18 protein-coding genes are annotated in these 16,695 nt (G+C 52.7%); 4 read left to right on the top strand and 14 right to left on the bottom strand.

The genetic code is table 11. The annotated features are described in order from the left end of the window. Window positions 1-96: 96 nt before the first annotated feature. The 7 genes from RW092_RS18030 to RW092_RS18000 form a co-directional block, all read right to left on the bottom strand. A complete protein-coding gene (locus RW092_RS18030) occupies window positions 97-729 on the bottom strand; it encodes a hypothetical protein (RefSeq protein WP_316010868.1) in 633 nt (210 codons plus the stop codon). Window positions 730-984: 255 nt separating this feature from the next. Continuing rightward, window positions 985-1,551, bottom strand: coding sequence for an FAD-dependent oxidoreductase (locus tag RW092_RS18025; RefSeq protein WP_016311661.1), 567 nt, complete (start codon window positions 1,549-1,551; stop codon window positions 985-987). Between the two features lie 63 nt (window positions 1,552-1,614). Then, complete coding sequence (locus RW092_RS18020) at window positions 1,615-1,932, bottom strand: winged helix-turn-helix transcriptional regulator (protein WP_009225301.1); 318 nt, start codon at window positions 1,930-1,932, stop codon at window positions 1,615-1,617. 171 nt (window positions 1,933-2,103) lie between these two features. After that, on the bottom strand, window positions 2,104-3,072 hold the full coding sequence (locus RW092_RS18015) for a sugar phosphate isomerase/epimerase family protein (protein ID WP_016311660.1): 969 nt from the start codon (window positions 3,070-3,072) through the stop codon (window positions 2,104-2,106). 18 nt (window positions 3,073-3,090) lie between these two features. Continuing rightward, on the bottom strand, window positions 3,091-4,173 hold the full coding sequence (locus RW092_RS18010; protein WP_016311659.1) for a Gfo/Idh/MocA family protein: 1,083 nt from the start codon (window positions 4,171-4,173) through the stop codon (window positions 3,091-3,093). After that, window positions 4,166-4,936: a sugar phosphate isomerase/epimerase family protein gene (locus RW092_RS18005; protein ID WP_316010867.1), complete on the bottom strand. Its 771-nt coding sequence runs from the start codon at window positions 4,934-4,936 to the stop codon at window positions 4,166-4,168. Before RW092_RS18005 ends, RW092_RS18010 begins: the two co-directional genes overlap by 8 nt. Window positions 4,937-4,971: 35 nt before the next feature. Next, complete coding sequence (locus tag RW092_RS18000; protein ID WP_316010866.1) at window positions 4,972-6,030, bottom strand: Gfo/Idh/MocA family protein; 1,059 nt, start codon at window positions 6,028-6,030, stop codon at window positions 4,972-4,974. Between the two features lie 149 nt (window positions 6,031-6,179). Between RW092_RS18000 and RW092_RS17995 the strand changes: the two genes are divergently transcribed. After that, entirely contained in the window at window positions 6,180-7,001 is an 822-nt protein-coding gene (locus RW092_RS17995) for an AraC family transcriptional regulator (RefSeq protein WP_316010865.1), read from the top strand. Window positions 7,002-7,083: 82 nt separating this feature from the next. On the opposite strand, the gene RW092_RS17990 is transcribed toward RW092_RS17995, so the two are convergent. Then, the gene (locus RW092_RS17990) at window positions 7,084-7,785 is read right to left on the bottom strand and encodes a TerC family protein (RefSeq protein ID WP_127575097.1); all 702 of its coding nucleotides are present in this window, start codon (window positions 7,783-7,785) and stop codon (window positions 7,084-7,086) included. Between the two features lie 453 nt (window positions 7,786-8,238). Here RW092_RS17990 and msrB point away from each other — a divergent pair, with 453 nt between their 5' ends. Then, window positions 8,239-9,228 carry a peptide-methionine (R)-S-oxide reductase MsrB gene (gene msrB, locus RW092_RS17985; protein WP_016311654.1) on the top strand — a complete coding sequence of 330 codons (990 nt, stop codon included), beginning with the start codon at window positions 8,239-8,241 and terminating at the stop codon, window positions 9,226-9,228. Window positions 9,229-9,293: 65 nt separating this feature from the next. Here the strand turns inward: msrB and RW092_RS17980 are convergent, their stop codons facing one another. Beyond that, window positions 9,294-9,860, bottom strand: coding sequence for a CGNR zinc finger domain-containing protein (locus RW092_RS17980; protein ID WP_316010864.1), 567 nt, complete (start codon window positions 9,858-9,860; stop codon window positions 9,294-9,296). A 130-nt stretch (window positions 9,861-9,990) separates the two neighbouring features. On the opposite strand from RW092_RS17980, the gene RW092_RS17975 reads away from it, so the two are divergent. Beyond that, window positions 9,991-10,476: a DinB family protein gene (locus tag RW092_RS17975; RefSeq protein ID WP_028538292.1), complete on the top strand. Its 486-nt coding sequence runs from the start codon at window positions 9,991-9,993 to the stop codon at window positions 10,474-10,476. A 27-nt stretch (window positions 10,477-10,503) separates the two neighbouring features. Here RW092_RS17975 and RW092_RS17970 read toward each other — a convergent pair whose 3' ends face one another. Next, complete coding sequence (locus tag RW092_RS17970) at window positions 10,504-11,169, bottom strand: YitT family protein (RefSeq protein ID WP_028538293.1); 666 nt, start codon at window positions 11,167-11,169, stop codon at window positions 10,504-10,506. Window positions 11,170-11,613: 444 nt separating this feature from the next. On the opposite strand from RW092_RS17970, the gene hmpA reads away from it, so the two are divergent. Then, window positions 11,614-12,819 carry an NO-inducible flavohemoprotein gene (gene hmpA, locus RW092_RS17965; RefSeq protein ID WP_009225290.1) on the top strand — a complete coding sequence of 402 codons (1,206 nt, stop codon included), beginning with the start codon at window positions 11,614-11,616 and terminating at the stop codon, window positions 12,817-12,819. Between the two features lie 71 nt (window positions 12,820-12,890). Here the strand turns inward: hmpA and RW092_RS17960 are convergent, their stop codons facing one another. The 4 genes from RW092_RS17960 to RW092_RS17945 all read right to left on the bottom strand — a co-directional run bounded on the left by RW092_RS17960 (window position 12,891) and on the right by RW092_RS17945 (window position 16,684). Continuing rightward, on the bottom strand, window positions 12,891-13,403 hold the full coding sequence (locus RW092_RS17960; protein ID WP_009225289.1) for a Crp/Fnr family transcriptional regulator: 513 nt from the start codon (window positions 13,401-13,403) through the stop codon (window positions 12,891-12,893). Between the two features lie 123 nt (window positions 13,404-13,526). Further along, entirely contained in the window at window positions 13,527-14,456 is a 930-nt protein-coding gene (locus RW092_RS17955; RefSeq protein WP_009225288.1) for a glycoside hydrolase family protein, read from the bottom strand. A gap of 11 nt (window positions 14,457-14,467) precedes the next feature. After that, a complete protein-coding gene (locus RW092_RS17950; RefSeq protein WP_036645319.1) occupies window positions 14,468-15,808 on the bottom strand; it encodes a nucleotide sugar dehydrogenase in 1,341 nt (446 codons plus the stop codon). A 66-nt stretch (window positions 15,809-15,874) separates the two neighbouring features. Continuing rightward, a complete protein-coding gene (locus RW092_RS17945) occupies window positions 15,875-16,684 on the bottom strand; it encodes a response regulator transcription factor (RefSeq protein ID WP_316010863.1) in 810 nt (269 codons plus the stop codon). Window positions 16,685-16,695: the final 11 nt, after the last annotated feature.

Genomic DNA, 16,695 nt, shown 5'->3' with positions numbered 1-16,695 from the left:
AACATAGTTTTGTCATAACTTTTTCAATATTCTATTAATAGATCCGCTCTCCCGGATGATTACCAGGATTACGGATCTCTAAGTTACATCGTACTTCTATTGCGTCCCCAAGCTAATCTCCACGTAGTCTTGCGGCTTTAATCTCATATCCAGGCCATTATCCAGCAGCTTCTTCCCATTCACTTTCAGGATCCATTGCTCGTCCTGCTTAGGGGTATAGCCGCCGACGGAGATAATTGATTTATGGTTGGGATTAAACTGAACCATTCCACTGTGCTTCAGGAGATCTCGAACGGTGGTATTATCACTGTATTTATGGACAAAATATTTCTTCTGACCGCCCCCGTCGATAATCAACAGCAAGGACGCCAGCGGTGAGATCGCTTCATAGCTGTCCACCGTCTTGACGTAAACCAGCAGCTTGTCACCCATTTGCAGCTCCTGATCCCAGTTGGTAGAGGCCAGTTCCTTATCATTTAGCCGGGTCCCCCATTCCAACGCCGAATCCAGCGACACCTCCCCCACCGATTGAATGGCGGACTGGTCCTCTGTAAATTTGACAATCCCGCTGCTTGCCAAGGCATGACGTACCGTTAACCCGTCGATATAATCAAAATGCAGGTTACGCGTCACATCTGGGATAAAGGTGCCACCATCAATCATTAATGTGATATCGTGGGGGTGTTCTACTTCTGTTGTCTGCGTCTCCGCTGGTGTCGGTTGATCCATAATCTGGCCGCGGGCGCACGCCGACGCGATTATGATTATAGTCAGTCCTGCCATACATCCAACGAACCATCGCCATCTGTTAAACATAGCCGCCCTGCCTTTCTCCTCATCATTTTCCCAACTTCGGCCAGATCGTATTCCTTCTTCTTAAGCATACCGGACAAAGTGCAGGTTCTCAAATTTCAGGCTCCCTGATGGATATTGGCAAAATAAAAAGGCCCCCGTCATCGGAGGCCTGTTGTATGTTCAGATGTCTTACTTAAGTACGTCGTGATCAACGTAGCGTTCGCCATTCATTTCGCTAATCAACTCAATCGCGACCTTCGCACCGTCGCCCGCGGTGATGATCGTATGCACGCTTACCCCGGCAACCGTTCCTGCTGCCCAAATGCGTGGAATGCTCGTACGGCCTTGGCCATCCGTAGCAATCACCGTTTTGATTCGAGGTTCGCGGCCTTCCTTCAGCTCCAAACCGATAGCGCTTGCAAGGTCGGTTAACGCGCCGGTGGCCAATATGATATGGGACGCTTCATAACTGCGACCGGATTCGGTCTTCACCGTAACCGTTGAACCACCGTTCGTATCGATGTCAGACACTTTCTCTTCAATGAACTTCGCGCCGAATTTCTCCGCCTGCTCCCGGCCGACCTTCAGCAAATCGGGTCCGGAAATGTCCTTCGCACCGTAATGATTCTCGATCCATGCCCGTTTGGTCATGCTGGAGTTGCTGTCCAGAACGAGCGTTTCTTTACCTGCCTTCGCCAAGAAAAGTGCTGCACTTGCTCCTGCAGGTCCTGCTCCAATAACAATTACATCAGCCACACGTACACCTACTTTCTATGATATTCCATGCCGCCCGCTCGCCGGTAACGGCATGTTCGTTGTTTATTTAATCCACTCTTCCGCCCAGGACTGCACTTGTTCCATAACGGGACGAAGCGCCCGGCCTTTCTCCGTTAGCTCATATTCAATCCGGACCGGCGTCTCAGGATAGACATGGCGAACCAGGATTCCTTCACATTCCAGATCCTTCATCCGCTCGGATAACATTTTATCGCTCATGGAAGGAATCTGATTCGAAATATCCTTAAATCGCTTGGGACCGTCCATCAGCGTTTTGATGATCAGACCGTTCCAACGTTTGCCTAAAAACGAAAATGCCGATTCAAATCGCGGACACATTGCCTGGGAATGCTCATCCATAAAATTCACCTCGTTATCATCGCCGACCTAAGGGCTGAAAGCTTACAATTTGTTAGTATATTTCATAATAGCATATTTATTGGAGGAAAGTAAGGGGGATGCCCGGTCATTTAAAAAAAAACGACCGCCTAGGCGGCGGCCGCTAGTATAGTATATTACGCTGGTTGTAACTTATACCCACCACATTTCGCCGGCAGAATCTTCCACCAACACCTGCTGGAGATTGCGTACCGCCTTCGTGAACCCTTCGTCGATCGACATCAGGCCGTCTTCATGCTCGATGCTGACAACATAATCGTAGCCATACAAGCGAAGGGCACTGATAATGTCCGCCCAAGTTTTCAAATCATGACCATAACCCACCGTACGGAACTGCCAAGCCCGGTCCTGCATCATCGTATAAGGCTGCATATCCGTAAGTCCGTAACGGTTCACGTTCACCGGATCAATCGTCGTATCCTTAGCGTGGAAATGGTGAATCGCCCCAGCCCGGCCAAGGATCGAGATCGCCTGCACCGGATCAATTCCTTGCCACCACATATGGCTGGGGTCCAAATTGGCGCCGATGGCTTCCCCAGCCGCTTCGCGCAGGCGAAGCAGCGTGGCCGGCGTATGCACGGAGAACCCGCCGTGCAGCTCCAGACCGATCTTCACATGATGCTCTGCGGCATAACGGCCCATTTCCGACCAATACGGAATCACCTTCTGGTTCCATTGCCAATCGAGGATCTCCTGGTAATCGTTGGGCCACGGTGCAACCGGCCAGTTCGGATATTTCGCGTCCTCGTGATCGCCGGGACAGCCGGAGAACGTATTTACCACCGGCACCTCCAGCAATTCAGCCAATTGAACGGTCTTGACGAAAGCGTCATGGAAATCTTGCGCCACCGCCTTTTGCGGGTGCAGGGGGTTGCCGTGGCAGCTGAGCGCACTGATCGTTAACCCGCGCGATTCCACCGCCCGTTTGAACTCCTCCCGCGCTTGTTTGTTTTCCAACAATACATCGGGATTACAATGCGCATTGCCAGGATAGCCTCCAGTCCCGATCTCTACAGCTTTTAGCCCTTGCGCGGCTGCCTTATCCAGCGCCTGCTCCAAGGGGAGTCCTCCGAACAATACGAGAAATACGCCTAATTTCATCTCCGGTCCCTCCCGTGATTAATCAAAATAAACCGTCTTACCCGTTCTCGCCGACTCGTAAATCGCTTCCAAAATTTCCGTAACAACCAATGCTTGCTCCGGCTTCACCAGCGGTTCCTTATCCTCGAGAATCGCTTGTACCCAAGCTCTTGCTTCACGTGTAGCTTCGGTCTCCTGTTTGCCCTCGAAGAAGGCAACGCCGCCCGAGCCCAAATCAATCTTCGTTTCATACAGGCGACTCAATTTCTCACCGTTGATGCGCAATCCATTGGTCATGTCCGCGCCGCCTTCCGTTCCGCACAGCAGTGTCTTGGCTTCGCCGATATCCACGATGTTGAGCGCCCAGCTCGATTCCAGAATGATCGTCGCGCCGTTCTTCATCGTAATGAAGCCAAATGCGGAGTCCTCCACTTTGAACTCCTCCGGATTCCAAGGCCCAAATGCATTCGCTGCATTTTCACGGCTGCCAAGCTTATGGAAGACAGAACCGGTGACGCTCTTCGGCTCATAGTTGTCCATCAGCCACAAGGTCAGATCCAGAGCGTGCGTACCGATATCGATCAATGGACCGCCGCCTTGCTTCTCCTCATCAAGGAAGACGCCCCAGGTTGGCACGGCCCGGCGGCGAAGCGCCAGCGCCTTGCCCAGATAAATGTCGCCGAGCTCACCCTTTTCGCAAATTTCCTTCAAGTATAAGCTGTCGCTGCGGAAGCGGTTTTGATAAGCGATCGTCAGCTTCTTGCCCGTACGCTTCGCCGCATCCAGCATTTGACGCGCCTGTTCTGCCGTCTTAGCCATCGGTTTCTCGCACATAACATGGCGGCCGGATTCCAGCGAAGCAACCGTAATTTCTGCGTGGGAATCGTTTGGCGTGCACACATGTACGACTTCGGCATCGCTTTCCGCCAGCAACTGACGATAATCGGTGTATACCTTGGCATTCTCGCCGCCGTATTGGGCAGCAGCCTTGGCTGCGCGTTCTTCGATGATATCGCAGAATGCGACCATCTCCACCTCAGGCTGCTGGGCCAGGCTTGGCAAATGTTTACCGTTCGCAATCCCGCCGCAGCCGATAATAGCTACTTTCAACGTTTTAGACATGAAGTTTACCTCCTTTTTGCGCATAGTCACGCACCCATTCCATGCTTGTCTGAATGCTCGTGAGCGAATCTCCGGCACAATGGTCCTGCTCGACGATTAGCCATTCTACCCCCGCAGCAATCGCAGCATCGCCGATCTCCGTGATGGCAATCTCCCCGCGGCCAAGCTCAACCGTATCCGGCGAACCGTCTGCCTTCTTGACTACATCCTTCCAGTGCACCAGCGGAAGCCGCCCCTTATATGTAGCGATATAATCCAGCGGATCCGCTCCAGCGAAGGCAACCCAGCAGGAATCGAGCTCCACCTGCAGCAGATGTTCAGGCACTTGCTCGTAGATGGCGTCAAGCACCGGCTTGCCGTCGTGTTGTAATGTCAGCTCAAAATCATGATTATGATAGCAAAGCACTAAATCTTCCTCTTTGCACTTTTCACCGAATATTTTCAAATCTTCGATGATTTCCGACCAACGGTTGCGGTCTTCCTCCGCCAAATAAGGAACGATAATATAGCGGCTGCCAATCGCTTTATTAAACGCCAATTCCTCGTCGATCGCTTCCTTCAACCGGGTATAGGGCGTATGCGCACCAATCGCTGTTAATCCCGTCTCCTGCAGAATCTCCTGGACTTGCTCTACCGTTCGTCCGTAAAAACCGGCAAACTCGACGCCTTGATAACCAAGCTCCGCCACCTTGCGCAAGGTTCCTTCAAAATCCCGTTCCAAATGATCTCTTACCGTATACAACTGCAAACCAAGTTTCGTCATGGGTTCATTTCTCCTCTTCATCATAAGTAAGTCCCTTAGAGCTCTACAGGGCTCAACAGGATATGCCGACCTTCATTCGAGGACCGAGTAACCGCATGCATCGCTTCCAGAACATGATAAGCCAGTTTGCCGCTGGCTCGATGCTCCCGGCCTTCCTGTATCGCTTGCACCATTTCCTCAATACCGCGTCCCCGCTCGTTATCTTCGCTGGCAAATACCGGCGGCAACGTCTCCCAAGTCTCTTCTCCGGCCCGACGAAGCTTCACCTCGCCGGTAAACCAGTTCGGATCCGGGACTTCCAGCGTGCCTTCGGTGCCATAAATCTCCATCCGCGGCAGCATGCTCCCGCCTCGCACATCAAAGCTGGTCACCAGCGTACCGATCGCCCCTCCCACGAAATCCAGCGAAGCGCTGTAATGGGTTGGCGTATGAACAGGGATCGGAGTGCCCGCTTTCGGTCCCGAGCCGATCGTCCGCTCCGGAATCTGACTTCCCACCGAACCGCTGATCCGGCGAATCGGTCCTAGCAATTGGACTAGCGCCGTCAGATAGTACGGCCCCATGTCAAACATCGGCCCGCCGCCTTCGGCATAGAAAAACTCCGGATTCGGATGCCAGCGCTCCGGGCCTCCGCTGACCATAAACGCGGTAGCTGCCACGGGACGTCCGATCAACCCGTCGTTAATCGCCTTGCGGGCCGTTTCCAGCCCGGCGCCAAGGAAGGTATCCGGGGCACAACCAACGCGGAGGTTGCGTGCCGCAGCCAGCTCCAGCATTCGTCTGGCGTCCTCCAAGCGGATCGCCAACGGCTTCTCCACGTAGACGTGCTTGCCGTGCTCCAGAGCCGCAATGTTAATCGACGCATGGGATGAAGGCACCGTGAGATTCAGAATCAGGTCGATTCTAGGATGCCGTAACAATTCTTCAACTGTGAATACGTTTTCAATTCCGAATTCCTCGGCCCGCTCGCGCGCCTTCTCCGGAAACTGGTCGGCCAGCGCCACAACCTTCAGCCTGTCGCTCTTCGCCAAATGACGGAGGTAAGCCGGACTGATGTTGCCGCAGCCGATAATGCCAATCTGGATGTCTGTCATTTTGGTCACTCCTGCCAAGCAGATGTTTGTCTATTTGATGCGCTACCCATGTACCATGGTATTTCAAATTGCTCCAATGTAAAATGAATAATATGATTGAAACATGAACAATCTGGTCATTTTTTTCGAGAACCCTGTGGAGGACACCGATGAACAAAGAGGCAAACCTGCAAATTTTATATGCTGGTTATTCGTTGCACCGCAAACCGTTCCACACGACCCTGCCGAACGGGCACGAAAATTATCTCATCCGCCTGCAGACGTTAGGCAAATGCCGCACGCGGCTAAACGGACGGCTGGAGCTGCTGGAGCCTGGGGATATGCTGCTATTCGCTCCCGGGGACCCTTACGAGTTGAAAATCGAAGCCGAAACGAACGGAACTGGCGAACCGGTGGTTTCCAGCGGAGATTACCATATTTTCCTGTCCGGGGAATGGATCGAGTCCTGGTGGAATCGCCGGCCGCTGCCACACCGTTTGAAGGTTCCCCTGTCCGAAGGGATGGTTGGAGCCTTCCGTCAGATTATGCTGGAGCAGCGCCGCATCTCTAACCCCATGCCGATTATCTCCGAGTATTACTTGAAGATTCTGTGCTTGGAGATTGAACGAAATTTGCTCGAGCAGCCGCAGCCCACCTATCCTACCTATCTTGCCCACCGTCTAAAAAATTATATCGAAGAGAACGCCTCCTCGCCCTTTAAACTGGAGGACGCAGCAGCCCACGTTGGCATCAGCGTGTCAAGGGCAGTGCATCTATTCAAGCAGGCCTTTGGCACCAGCATGATTCAATACACGCTGGAGGTGCGGCTGAACATGGCGCGGGAGCGGATTATTTTCAGCCCTTTATCACTGGAGCATGTTGCGGAAAGCTCCGGCTTCCCCAGCTACAACTACTTTCATAAAGTATTCCGCAAGCGCTTTGGCATGTCGCCCAAGCAGTTTCGTTTATCTGCCCGGGAGAACAACACTTAACGAACGAGTCAACAAACACAAAAAATAACGCCGCGACGGCCGTTAATCGGCCGCCTGCGGCGTTGTTCTCTTGCGTTTCCTATTAGCTTCCGTTTGTTTGCGGCATCGCTTTCGCTTGGTGAAGCCGCGCCTTGCGCTTCTTCATGAGGTTGCCAAGCAGCACGACCGCGGCGATGACGAGCAGCTCGAAGCCGTATTTAATCCAAGGGCTGGCGAACCAGTCATGAATCAACGGTTCTTCAACGATCATCTTGGATGCAGTCCAAGCCAGCACAGCCGCCCCAATCGTAATGACGATCGGAAAGCGTTCCGTCAGCTTCAGAATCATCGTGCTGCCCCATACCATAATCGGTACGGATACAGCCAAACCGATAATGACCAACAAGGTGTCACCGTGTGCTGCGCCAGCGACTGCAAGCACGTTGTCGAGACCCATCATGGCATCGGCGATAATTATCGTGCGAATGGCCGCCCACATTTGGTTCCCGGCCTTAATCTCATGACTTTTCTCCTCAATCAGCAGTTTATAAGCAATCCAGACTAAAGCAAGCCCTCCGGCAAGCCGTAGTCCCGGGATGTTGAGCAGCTGCACAACGAGCAGTGTCATGACGACCCGGATCACAATTGCCCCCAGGGTTCCCCATACGATTACTTTCTTCTGATCCTGTTGCGGTACATTGCGGGCAGCAAGCCCAATAACGATTGCGTTGTCCCCAGCTAAGACGAGGTCGATCAGGACGATGGATAATAAGGCCATCCAAAATTCCGGTGACAAGAAGTCCATGTTCTCTCCCCTTTCTAATGTTCCATGCTTGCGGTTCTATTTTTTTGGATCACGGCCTCGCCATTCACGTCCATTGCCTCAGGCCAGCAAGATGGCGAGACGGTTCAATCGGACGATCGAGATGGCTGGGACTACGGGAAGATCCCACCGTTCCAAAAAAAATGCGCCGTGTCCGTATTGGGCACGACGCATATACGCATCAAAAAAGACCTTTACCCAATACTCGCTACGGGCAAAGGTCTCGCTAACAACTCTTCGTTGCCAATAAAGCCGGGGTATGTATAACTCCCGTAATGACGACTTTATTGTAACAGCTACTCCCCTTTGGGAACCATGCATGTTTTATTGAGTTATATTATAGCACGCACTTTACGAGAGAACCAGCCTTTTATGCTATCATTTTGGCTTTGTGTCAAAACAAGTTATAATAGTGATGAAATGGAGGGATCCCAAATGAGTCCATCAACAAATTCCAATCTCAAATTAGCCACGTTTGCCGGAGGCTGCTTCTGGTGCATGGTGTCACCATTCGAGGAGCTGCCCGGCGTTCACGGCATTATTTCTGGATATACCGGCGGTCACACGGTAAACCCTACGTACGAGGAGGTTTGCGCTGGGAACACCGGCCATTATGAAGCGGTGCAGATTACGTACGATCCGGACATCTTTCCTTACCGCAAACTGCTGGAGTTGTATTGGCAGCAAATTGATCCAACTGACGCAGGCGGCCAATTCCATGACCGCGGGGATTCGTATCGGACCGCAATTTTCTATCATGATGAGCAGCAGCGTCAGGAGGCGGAAGCTTCCAAGCAAGAGCTTGCGCAAAGCGGCCGCTTCGATAAACCGATTGTTACCCCGATTCTGCCGGCAGCCCCATTCTATCCTGCCGAGGAGTATCATCAGCAATATCATAAGAAAAATCCGGGACACTATCGGCTGTATCGCAAAGGTTCCGGCCGCGAGGATTTTCTGGAGCGCCACTGGTCCGGCCCTGCCAATCGGGAAGAGCTGAAGCGCAAGTTGACGCCAATCCAATACGAGGTCACACAAAATAATGCGACTGAGCGTCCTTTTACCGGAGAGTATTGGGACCATGAAGAAGAAGGCATTTACGTGGATGTCGTCTCCGGCGAGCCGTTGTTCAGTTCCCGTGACAAATACGATGCCGGCTGCGGTTGGCCGAGCTTTACCCGCCCGATCCGGAGCTATCACATCAAGGAGAAGACCGATACCAGCCATTTCATGATTCGCACTGAAGTGCGCAGCCGGCTGGGCGATTCCCACCTGGGTCACGTCTTCGAGGACGGTCCGGAACCAACAGGACTCCGCTATTGCATCAATTCGGCAGCGCTCCGCTTCGTGCCGAAGGCCGATTTGGAGAAGGAAGGATACGGAGAATATCTGTACCTGTTTGAAGATGAGCCCAAATCGCAAAAGTAATACCTGAAACAAGAAACAGGCAGCCCCTCTCGGCCGCCTGTTTCTTGTTATTTATGAAGAACAAGCTATTGCTCGCCTGGATCGGTTCCCGCCTTCTTCCGGGCGCGAAACCTCCGCACCTTCATCAAATTGCCGCACGTCTTGTCTTCACAGTATTTCTTCGTCCGGTTACGCGTGTCATCGTAAAAAAACCAGCGGCAATCCGGGTTGTCACACAGGCGAATTCTTGACGTTTCCCCGTGAAGCAGCGTTTCGCTGAAGCTGGCGGCAATCTCTGCCCGCACATGGCGCCAGTCCTCCGTCACTGGAACATATTGCAGCCGGATGCCTCCCGGTTCTCCGGACAACCTGCGGGTAACCGGATCCTGCACCAAATGTTCATTGAGCATCTGCCAATCCGCTTCCTCCATCTGGCCGCCTCCCGCCAATTTGACCGCTAAGGCATGCAGGCGTTCCCGAAAATGACGCATGGCCAAGACCTCTTCCGCCGGCATCGGCACAGGAGCAGTCAATTGCCATTGATTAAGGAACCACTGCTGATAGTTCAGCTTCTCCAGCCGATCTTCGCTGCGTCCGCTTCCCCGCCAGTCATGCCACTCGCTGTTCAAAAAATCACTCCATAATGTTTCCACTTCGAAGCCCCCAAATCCGTAACGACCTAATCAATAAATAAACGGTTACATTTCTCATTTCTTCTGCTACAATATCATTGTAACCCTTGAAATCGTAATTAGCCAGTTACAATGATAAGGAGGAAATGGAATGAGCATTACCCCCGTCGATTTACTCGTTGTGCAAAAGGACAATACTTGGGATGTCGAGGAATGGATCGTGCCGTTGTCGACAGCATTGGAGGGATTGACCGCCGAGCAAGCTGCTTGGGCTCCTCCGGGAGGCGGAAATACGATCTGGCAAACCGTCAATCATATCAACTACTATAACGGGCGGATGCTCAGCCGTTTGAAAGGAATCGAACCGGGCCCCCGATTCGAAACGAACGAAGAGAGCTTCAACGGTACTGGAGTTCAGGACGAAGCGGCCTGGGAAGACGTGCTCGCTGAAACGAAACGAATTCAATTGGAATTGCGCGAAGTGATCGCTTCCTTGACCGCTGAAGCCCTGGCGGCACCTTATGTCAATACGGGCGAGTCGTACGGACACGAACTCTCCCGCTGGATGCTGCATGATGCCTATCATGCCGGACAAATCGTATTGATCCGCCGGCAGCAGGGATCTTGGAGATCCTGATCCATCAAAGAGAAAACGGCCCGAGCCTTAAGCTCGAGCCGTTTTCTCTTTGATTGGATGGTAAGGCAGCCGCATCGGCGTAAGCTGTCCCTGACCGTAATGGACGGTCCAGGTAATCACTTTGCCGGCGATCAGCACTGCCAATATGGTAAACATCGTTTCTTTGAATGGTAAATATAACAATGAGACCGTCAGCACGACCGCATCCATGATAATAAACATCGTACCGATCTTGATGCCGGACCACTGGCTTAGAAGCATGGACAAGATATCGTCCCCGCCGCTCGCTCCGCCGGCCCGCAGCACAAGTCCCGCACCGAAACCGGTGAGAAGACCCGACAGTAATGCGGCCAACGGCAGGTTGCCGTGCAGGTTCATCGACAGCGGCGAAAATTGCTCGCACAACTCGTAAACCAGCGAAAACGTCAATGATGCCACCACCGTATTCAGCACGAACCGATGGCCCTTCAACCACCAGGCAAGCACCACGATCGGCAAATCCAGTGCGATCATGGTCAAGGCCGGAGGCAGGTTAAACAAATATTTGCCAAGCAACGCCAGGCCAACAAATCCGCCTTCCGACAATCCGTTCTGAAAATTGATGTGGTAATACGTAAACGCCAATAAACTAGATCCTGCTAACATCATTAATAACCGAGTACCGTACGTCTGCCATCTTGCTATTGTCCTCATTTGGAATCCCTCTTATCGTAGTTTGGTTGACCATTCGGCAACACCCTACGGAGTGAGTCCATGAGGAATTCATCCTTCGCATGATTTCACGCTTCCTTCGTAGGTTTGTCGCCGAAATACCGACTAGCTACGAAAGGAGCTAAGTGTAAGAGAGATCACAACGTTTCCAAATCGTCCTTTGGGATTTCGTCCTTCGGGGACTCATGGTATCCTGATCCTTTCTGTTAGAATTTCTTCTATTCATATTATACCACAAAACGAATCATGACTCCACGGGACAGGCGACAAGCCAATTTATTTCCTTGGATTGTGTGATAGATGTCATTGCATTTTAGTAACAGTTCACACATTGGCAATTTTCGATGTGACGAAAGTCACCTTTTGACCATTCAAGCCTTCCTATACTGAGGTGGAACGAAAAATCAAGGAAAGAGGGTTCCACCGATGCTTGATTCAAAGACGATCGAAATCATTAAATCTACCGTACCTGTTCTCGAAGTTCATGGACAAACGATTACGAAAACCTTCTATCAGACCATGTTCAAAAATCATCCCGAGCTGCTCAACGTGTTTAACCATGCCAACCAACGCCAAGGCAAACAGCCTACCGCGCTGGCGAATGCGGTGTATGCCGCTGCGGCGCACATTGACCGTCTGGAAGAGATTCTTCCGGTCGTTCGCGGCATTGCCCAGAAGCACCGGGCGTTAGGAATCCAGCCGGAGCAATACCCGATTGTTGGCGAGAACCTGCTCGCCGCCATCAAGACGGTGCTGGGTGACGCCGCCACCGAGGAAATCCTTGATGCTTGGGCTAAGGCATATGGTGTCATTGCGGACGTATTTATCAGCGTAGAAGCGGAGATGTACCGCGAAGCCGAGCAAAAAGAAGGCGGTTGGCGCGGATTCCGCCGCTTCATCGTTGACCGGAAGATTAAGGAGAGCGACGTGATCACCTCCTTTTATCTGAAGCCGGAGGACGGCCAAGCGATTGCCGCCTATGAGCCGGGGCAATACATTACCGTCCGTGTAAAACCGGAAGGCCAGGAGTTTACCCATCTGCGCCATTACAGCCTGTCCACGGCACCGGGCAAGCCGTATTACCGGATTTCGGTGAAACGGGAGGATGCTGCGGAGGACCGCCCGGCGGGCATTGTCTCGACCTATCTGCATACCCAGATCGAAGAAGGCGATGTGCTCGAACTTAGCGCGCCGGCCGGCGATTTCACATTGAATCCATCGTCGAACCTGCCGCTTGTGTTGCTCAGCGGCGGCGTTGGTCTTACGCCGATGGTCAGCATGTTGGAAGCAGCGCTGCAAGGCGAAATCAAACGCGATATCGTCTATGTCCACGCCGCTCGCAACGCGAAGCACCATGCGATGAAGGAGCATATTGCCGAGCTCGCACGGACCAACGACAATCTGCGTACCTACACCGTATATGAAACGTCCGAAGCCGGCGAAGGCTGCGACAAAACCGGCTATATCGATCTGCCTTGGCTAAAGACGATTACGACAGCTGACAGCGACTTTTACTTCTGCGGCCCGGTTCCCTTCATGAAGGCGGTTCGCCGCGCCTTGAAGGAATGGGGCGTGCCCGAAGAGCGGATTCACTTTGAATTTTTTGGACCGGCTGGAACCCTGGACGAATAAGCGGCATACCAAAAGCGCGGATAACCGGAGCAATCCCCGGTTATCCGCGCTTTTGTTCGTGAAGCCGTTTCTTATGACCGTTCGTGACCATGGCTGCGCAGCAGCCGGTTCACCGTCTCTCGCCGCACGCCGATCAGCTGTCCGATCTCTTCTTGAGTTAAATAATCGGTCAAAGGTACGCCATGAGCATGCTGTCCCAGCCATTTCGTCAGCAGCTCCAGACGTTCAGCCGGCGTCCCTATCGTCAAATGGTCAAGCCGCTCCTGCATGAACCGAACCTTCTCCTGCAACAGCTGCGCGACCTCCAGCGGCTTCTTCGGATCCTCCTGAAGCTCGCGATACCATACCTGCGCAGGGATCGCTTCAACCTCGCTACGCATGAGAGCGATCGCCGTCCCGTGCACCTCTTTCGGGGTAATCAAGGAATGATGCGGTACCGTTTCCCCCGGGTACAAAATATTAAACAAAACCATGTTCCCGTTCGGGTGCAGACGCGTTACCTTAAACAGCCCGCTCTTAATATGGTATAGAAAAGAACCATCGTCCCCTTGACGGAACAAGATTTCGCCTTTATGTAGGATCATGCCAATCTCTCCATTTCCACAACTGCCAATTAGTTTTATTATAGCAAAAACAGAGAAGACTGTCCTAACCAAGATCAAAACAAAGGCTGTCCCCGTCTATTTCTATGGGGCAGCCTTCTGTTATTACGGCCCATTGAGTTTACGATGCCAAGCTTCATAGCTGTGAACGGCAATGCCGGCAAACGATCCGTGCCTTTTCCCCAGCTCCTCTAACCTTTCCATTTCCCGGTCCAGCGAAGCAAGCGGCAGATCATGGAAGGAGACGCCGGGCCCTTCCCGGCTCTCGCCCAGCTCGACGCCCACCCAGACCCGTTTCTTTTGCCGATCCGCTTCATTTAGCGTCCGCTGTGAAATTTCATAGATGCGGCCTGCAGCATCCCGATAGGCCATAATCGCCAAGTAATCGAACTGATCAACCATCCAGTCGCCCAGCGGCAGCTTCAGGGCTCCGCTCGGGTGATCTATCCGATCCAGCCAGAATGGAACGGCCGCACCGATCGCAAGATCGTTATATCTCGCCTCTTCAGTCCAGATACGGATGCCCTCCATCCATTGCTCTACCACGGTTTCTTGATCGTTCCGCCAACGGTCCAGCAAATAGGGCTCAACGTCCAGTTGGACGCCCGCAAACCGCTCCTCCGGCTTCCCTTCCCGGTTGAAGTCGATCACCCATTTCAGAAACGCCTCGGCTTCGCCCCGATGCTCCCGCAGCGCCCAATCCGGATGACCGCTTAAAGCATGCACCTGGATACCTGCCTGGGAGGCAGCGCGGATGAAGCTGCGGTAACTGCCCTGCTCTACCCCGCTGCCAATTTGCAAGAAGATTGTATTCACGCCCTGCCTGCGGACGAAGTTCAGCAGCTCGTCCGGTTGCTGTTCGATCACCTTCGTTTCCCAAATCCAGGTTGCCTTCGCTTGTGAACCTGATGGCCGGATAAAAGCCAATAACATAAGCAAAGCCAATAGCAGCATTCCGCCAAGCACCAGCAGGGTCGGCCGCTTGCTTCCCGACAACGCCCGAAGGCGGACGAAGATCGGTTTTTTGAGTATCAAGACTCGTATCCTTAACCTACGATCAACGCTGGGGACTCTTCCTGAACTTGTGCAACCGAGTGGCCGATCTTATACACATGCGGCAGCGGATAATCACGGAACGCATTGCGCGTGTCCACGATTGGCACGCCGAGGTGAGCGATGCCTTCATAATCGAAGTTGCTGTGATTCGTCACCAGGACGATGCAGTCGTAGGCTTTGAATCGATCAAGGTCGTATTCGACGCTGTGCACCACGCCGCCGGATTTTTCACGGAAGCTTGTCGCATACGGGTCGTAATAGTCCACCTTGGCGCCGCTGTCCTTAAACAGCTCGTATACGGACAATCCCGGCGATTCGCGCAGGTCGGCGATGTCCGGCTTGTACGCCATGCCAAGGATCAGGATGCGGGATTTTTTAATCGATTTGGCATATTCATTCATGATTTTGGACGTTTTATTCACGACATAATAAGGCATGTTGTCGTTGGTCGACTGCGCCAGCTCGATGAATTGGCTGTAGAACCGGAAGCCCTTCGCTTTCCAGCTCAAATACATCGGATCCAGCGGGATGCAGTGACCGCCGATGCCTGGTCCCGGATAGAACGGCATAAAGCCAAACGGCTTGGTCTTCGCCGCGTCGATGACTTCCCAAATATCGATGCCCATGCGGTCGCACATCATAGCCATTTCATTCACAAAAGCGATATTCACGCTGCGGAACGTGTTCTCCAGCAGTTTGGACATTTCCGCCACTTTCGGCGAGGACACAGGAACAACCGTTTGGACATATTGGGAATACAGTGCCGTCCCCAAATCCAAGCAAGCCTTGGTAGTTCCTCCGATGACTTTCGGGGTGTTGTAAGTATTAAATTTCGGATTGGACGGATCGACCCGCTCCGGCGAGAAGCAGAGGAAGAAGTCCTCACCTACTGTATAGCCCAGCTTCTCCAGCTCGCGTTGAATCAGCTCTTCCGTCGTCCCCGGATAAGTTGTGCTTTCCAGCGTAATCAGCATGCCTTTTTTCATGTACCGCTTCAACTGATCCACCACGGTGACGATATAGGAGGTATCGGGATCCTGATTTTCGCTCAGCGGCGTCGGCACGCAGATGCTGACCGCGTTAATTTCGGACAGTACCGCGTAATCCGTGGTTGCCTGGAATCGCCCTGTAGCCATCACTTCGGCCAGCGTTTCGGACGGGATATCGTGAATATACGATTCTCCGCGGTGGATTTTCTCGATTTTTGATGTATCCAGATCGATGCCCACCACTCGGAATCCTTGCTTCACCATTTCCACTGCCAGCGGCAAGCCGACATAACCTAAACCCACTACGCCCAGTACGGCGGTTTTCGATTCAATCGCATTCATCAGCTTCTGGTAATGATTGTTCACAGGTTTCTACCTCCATTATGTTCTCTGTATTGGAATCAGATGTTATTGGATGCAACGGCGAATTCGCGCGTCGAGTTCAACCGGGGAGAACGGCTTGGTGATATAATCGTCTACCCCGTTTTGGAAGCATAAGCTGATCGTTTTCTCGACCCGCTGCTCCGTTAGCACAACGATTTTAGGCATCTGCTCGTTGCCGACCTTCTGAATTTTATGGATATACGGCAGTCCATCGATCCCGTACAGGTTCAGCTCTGTCAGCACCAGATCCGGCTTCCAATCGGCAATCAAGTCCAGGGCGGTCAAGCCGTTATCGGCTGTCATCGTTTCATAGCCCTGCATATTCAGCCGGATTTGAAGGAATTCGCGTACCGCCGGATCCCCTTCCACGATTAGGACTCGGCTTTTGACAACCAGCATGTCAGCCTTGGTAAAAATATAAATATCATCGGAGTAATTCTGTTTGGCTTTTTCCTCGATTTGACTCAGCACCTGCGGGGTAATCGCTGCCTGCGAAGTGAAGCTGGCCAGCGCCATCCGCGGACGGTAATCGGCAATGCGCTCCTGCAGCTGCTGCTTCAGGCGCAAGCCTTGATAGTGAACGGCATCCAGTGTCAGGCCTGGCAGCAGTACCGCCACGCTTCCTGGCTCATCCCCGCTCCATACATCAAACTGAAGTCCAGGTTCAGACTCCAAAATTCCCCGCACCTGGGATGCCACGTAAGAGGGGCCGCCTGCGGAATAAATGAATACCACCCCGTTTACCTCGCTGGCTGTTTCCCTCACGCGTTGCCCCATGCCGGCGTATAAGCCGGATTGTTCCGTTTGGTTATGCAGTGCTGTCAGGTTTGACATCATTCATTCCC

Origin of the sequence: Paenibacillus sp. 3LSP (genome assembly GCF_032465655.1) — a bacterium.
GTDB classification, from domain to species: Bacteria; Bacillota; Bacilli; order Paenibacillales; family Paenibacillaceae; genus Fontibacillus; species Fontibacillus barengoltzii.
Note: the sequence above shows the minus strand (reverse complement) of the source record. Positions and strands in the feature narration are given on the sequence as shown.

Coding starts and splice junctions, on each gene's coding strand:
- RW092_RS18030 (WP_316010868.1), bottom strand. CDS start 729: ATGGATCAACCGACACCAGCGGAGACGCAGACAACAGAAGTAGAACAC.
- RW092_RS17975 (WP_028538292.1), top strand. CDS start 9,991: ATGAGCATTACCCCCGTCGATTTACTCGTTGTGCAAAAGGACAATACT.
- RW092_RS18010 (WP_016311659.1), bottom strand. CDS start 4,173: ATGTCTAAAACGTTGAAAGTAGCTATTATCGGCTGCGGCGGGATTGCG.
- RW092_RS17945 (WP_316010863.1), bottom strand. CDS start 16,684: ATGTCAAACCTGACAGCACTGCATAACCAAACGGAACAATCCGGCTTA.
- RW092_RS18015 (WP_016311660.1), bottom strand. CDS start 3,072: ATGAAATTAGGCGTATTTCTCGTATTGTTCGGAGGACTCCCCTTGGAG.
- RW092_RS17950 (WP_036645319.1), bottom strand. CDS start 15,808: ATGAATGCGATTGAATCGAAAACCGCCGTACTGGGCGTAGTGGGTTTA.
- RW092_RS18005 (WP_316010867.1), bottom strand. CDS start 4,936: ATGACGAAACTTGGTTTGCAGTTGTATACGGTAAGAGATCATTTGGAA.
- RW092_RS17995 (WP_316010865.1), top strand. CDS start 6,180: ATGAACAAAGAGGCAAACCTGCAAATTTTATATGCTGGTTATTCGTTG.
- RW092_RS17960 (WP_009225289.1), bottom strand. CDS start 13,403: ATGATCCTACATAAAGGCGAAATCTTGTTCCGTCAAGGGGACGATGGT.
- RW092_RS18000 (WP_316010866.1), bottom strand. CDS start 6,030: ATGACAGACATCCAGATTGGCATTATCGGCTGCGGCAACATCAGTCCG.
- msrB (WP_016311654.1), top strand. CDS start 8,239: ATGAGTCCATCAACAAATTCCAATCTCAAATTAGCCACGTTTGCCGGA.
- hmpA (WP_009225290.1), top strand. CDS start 11,614: ATGCTTGATTCAAAGACGATCGAAATCATTAAATCTACCGTACCTGTT.
- RW092_RS18020 (WP_009225301.1), bottom strand. CDS start 1,932: ATGGATGAGCATTCCCAGGCAATGTGTCCGCGATTTGAATCGGCATTT.
- RW092_RS17990 (WP_127575097.1), bottom strand. CDS start 7,785: ATGGACTTCTTGTCACCGGAATTTTGGATGGCCTTATTATCCATCGTC.
- RW092_RS17970 (WP_028538293.1), bottom strand. CDS start 11,169: ATGAGGACAATAGCAAGATGGCAGACGTACGGTACTCGGTTATTAATG.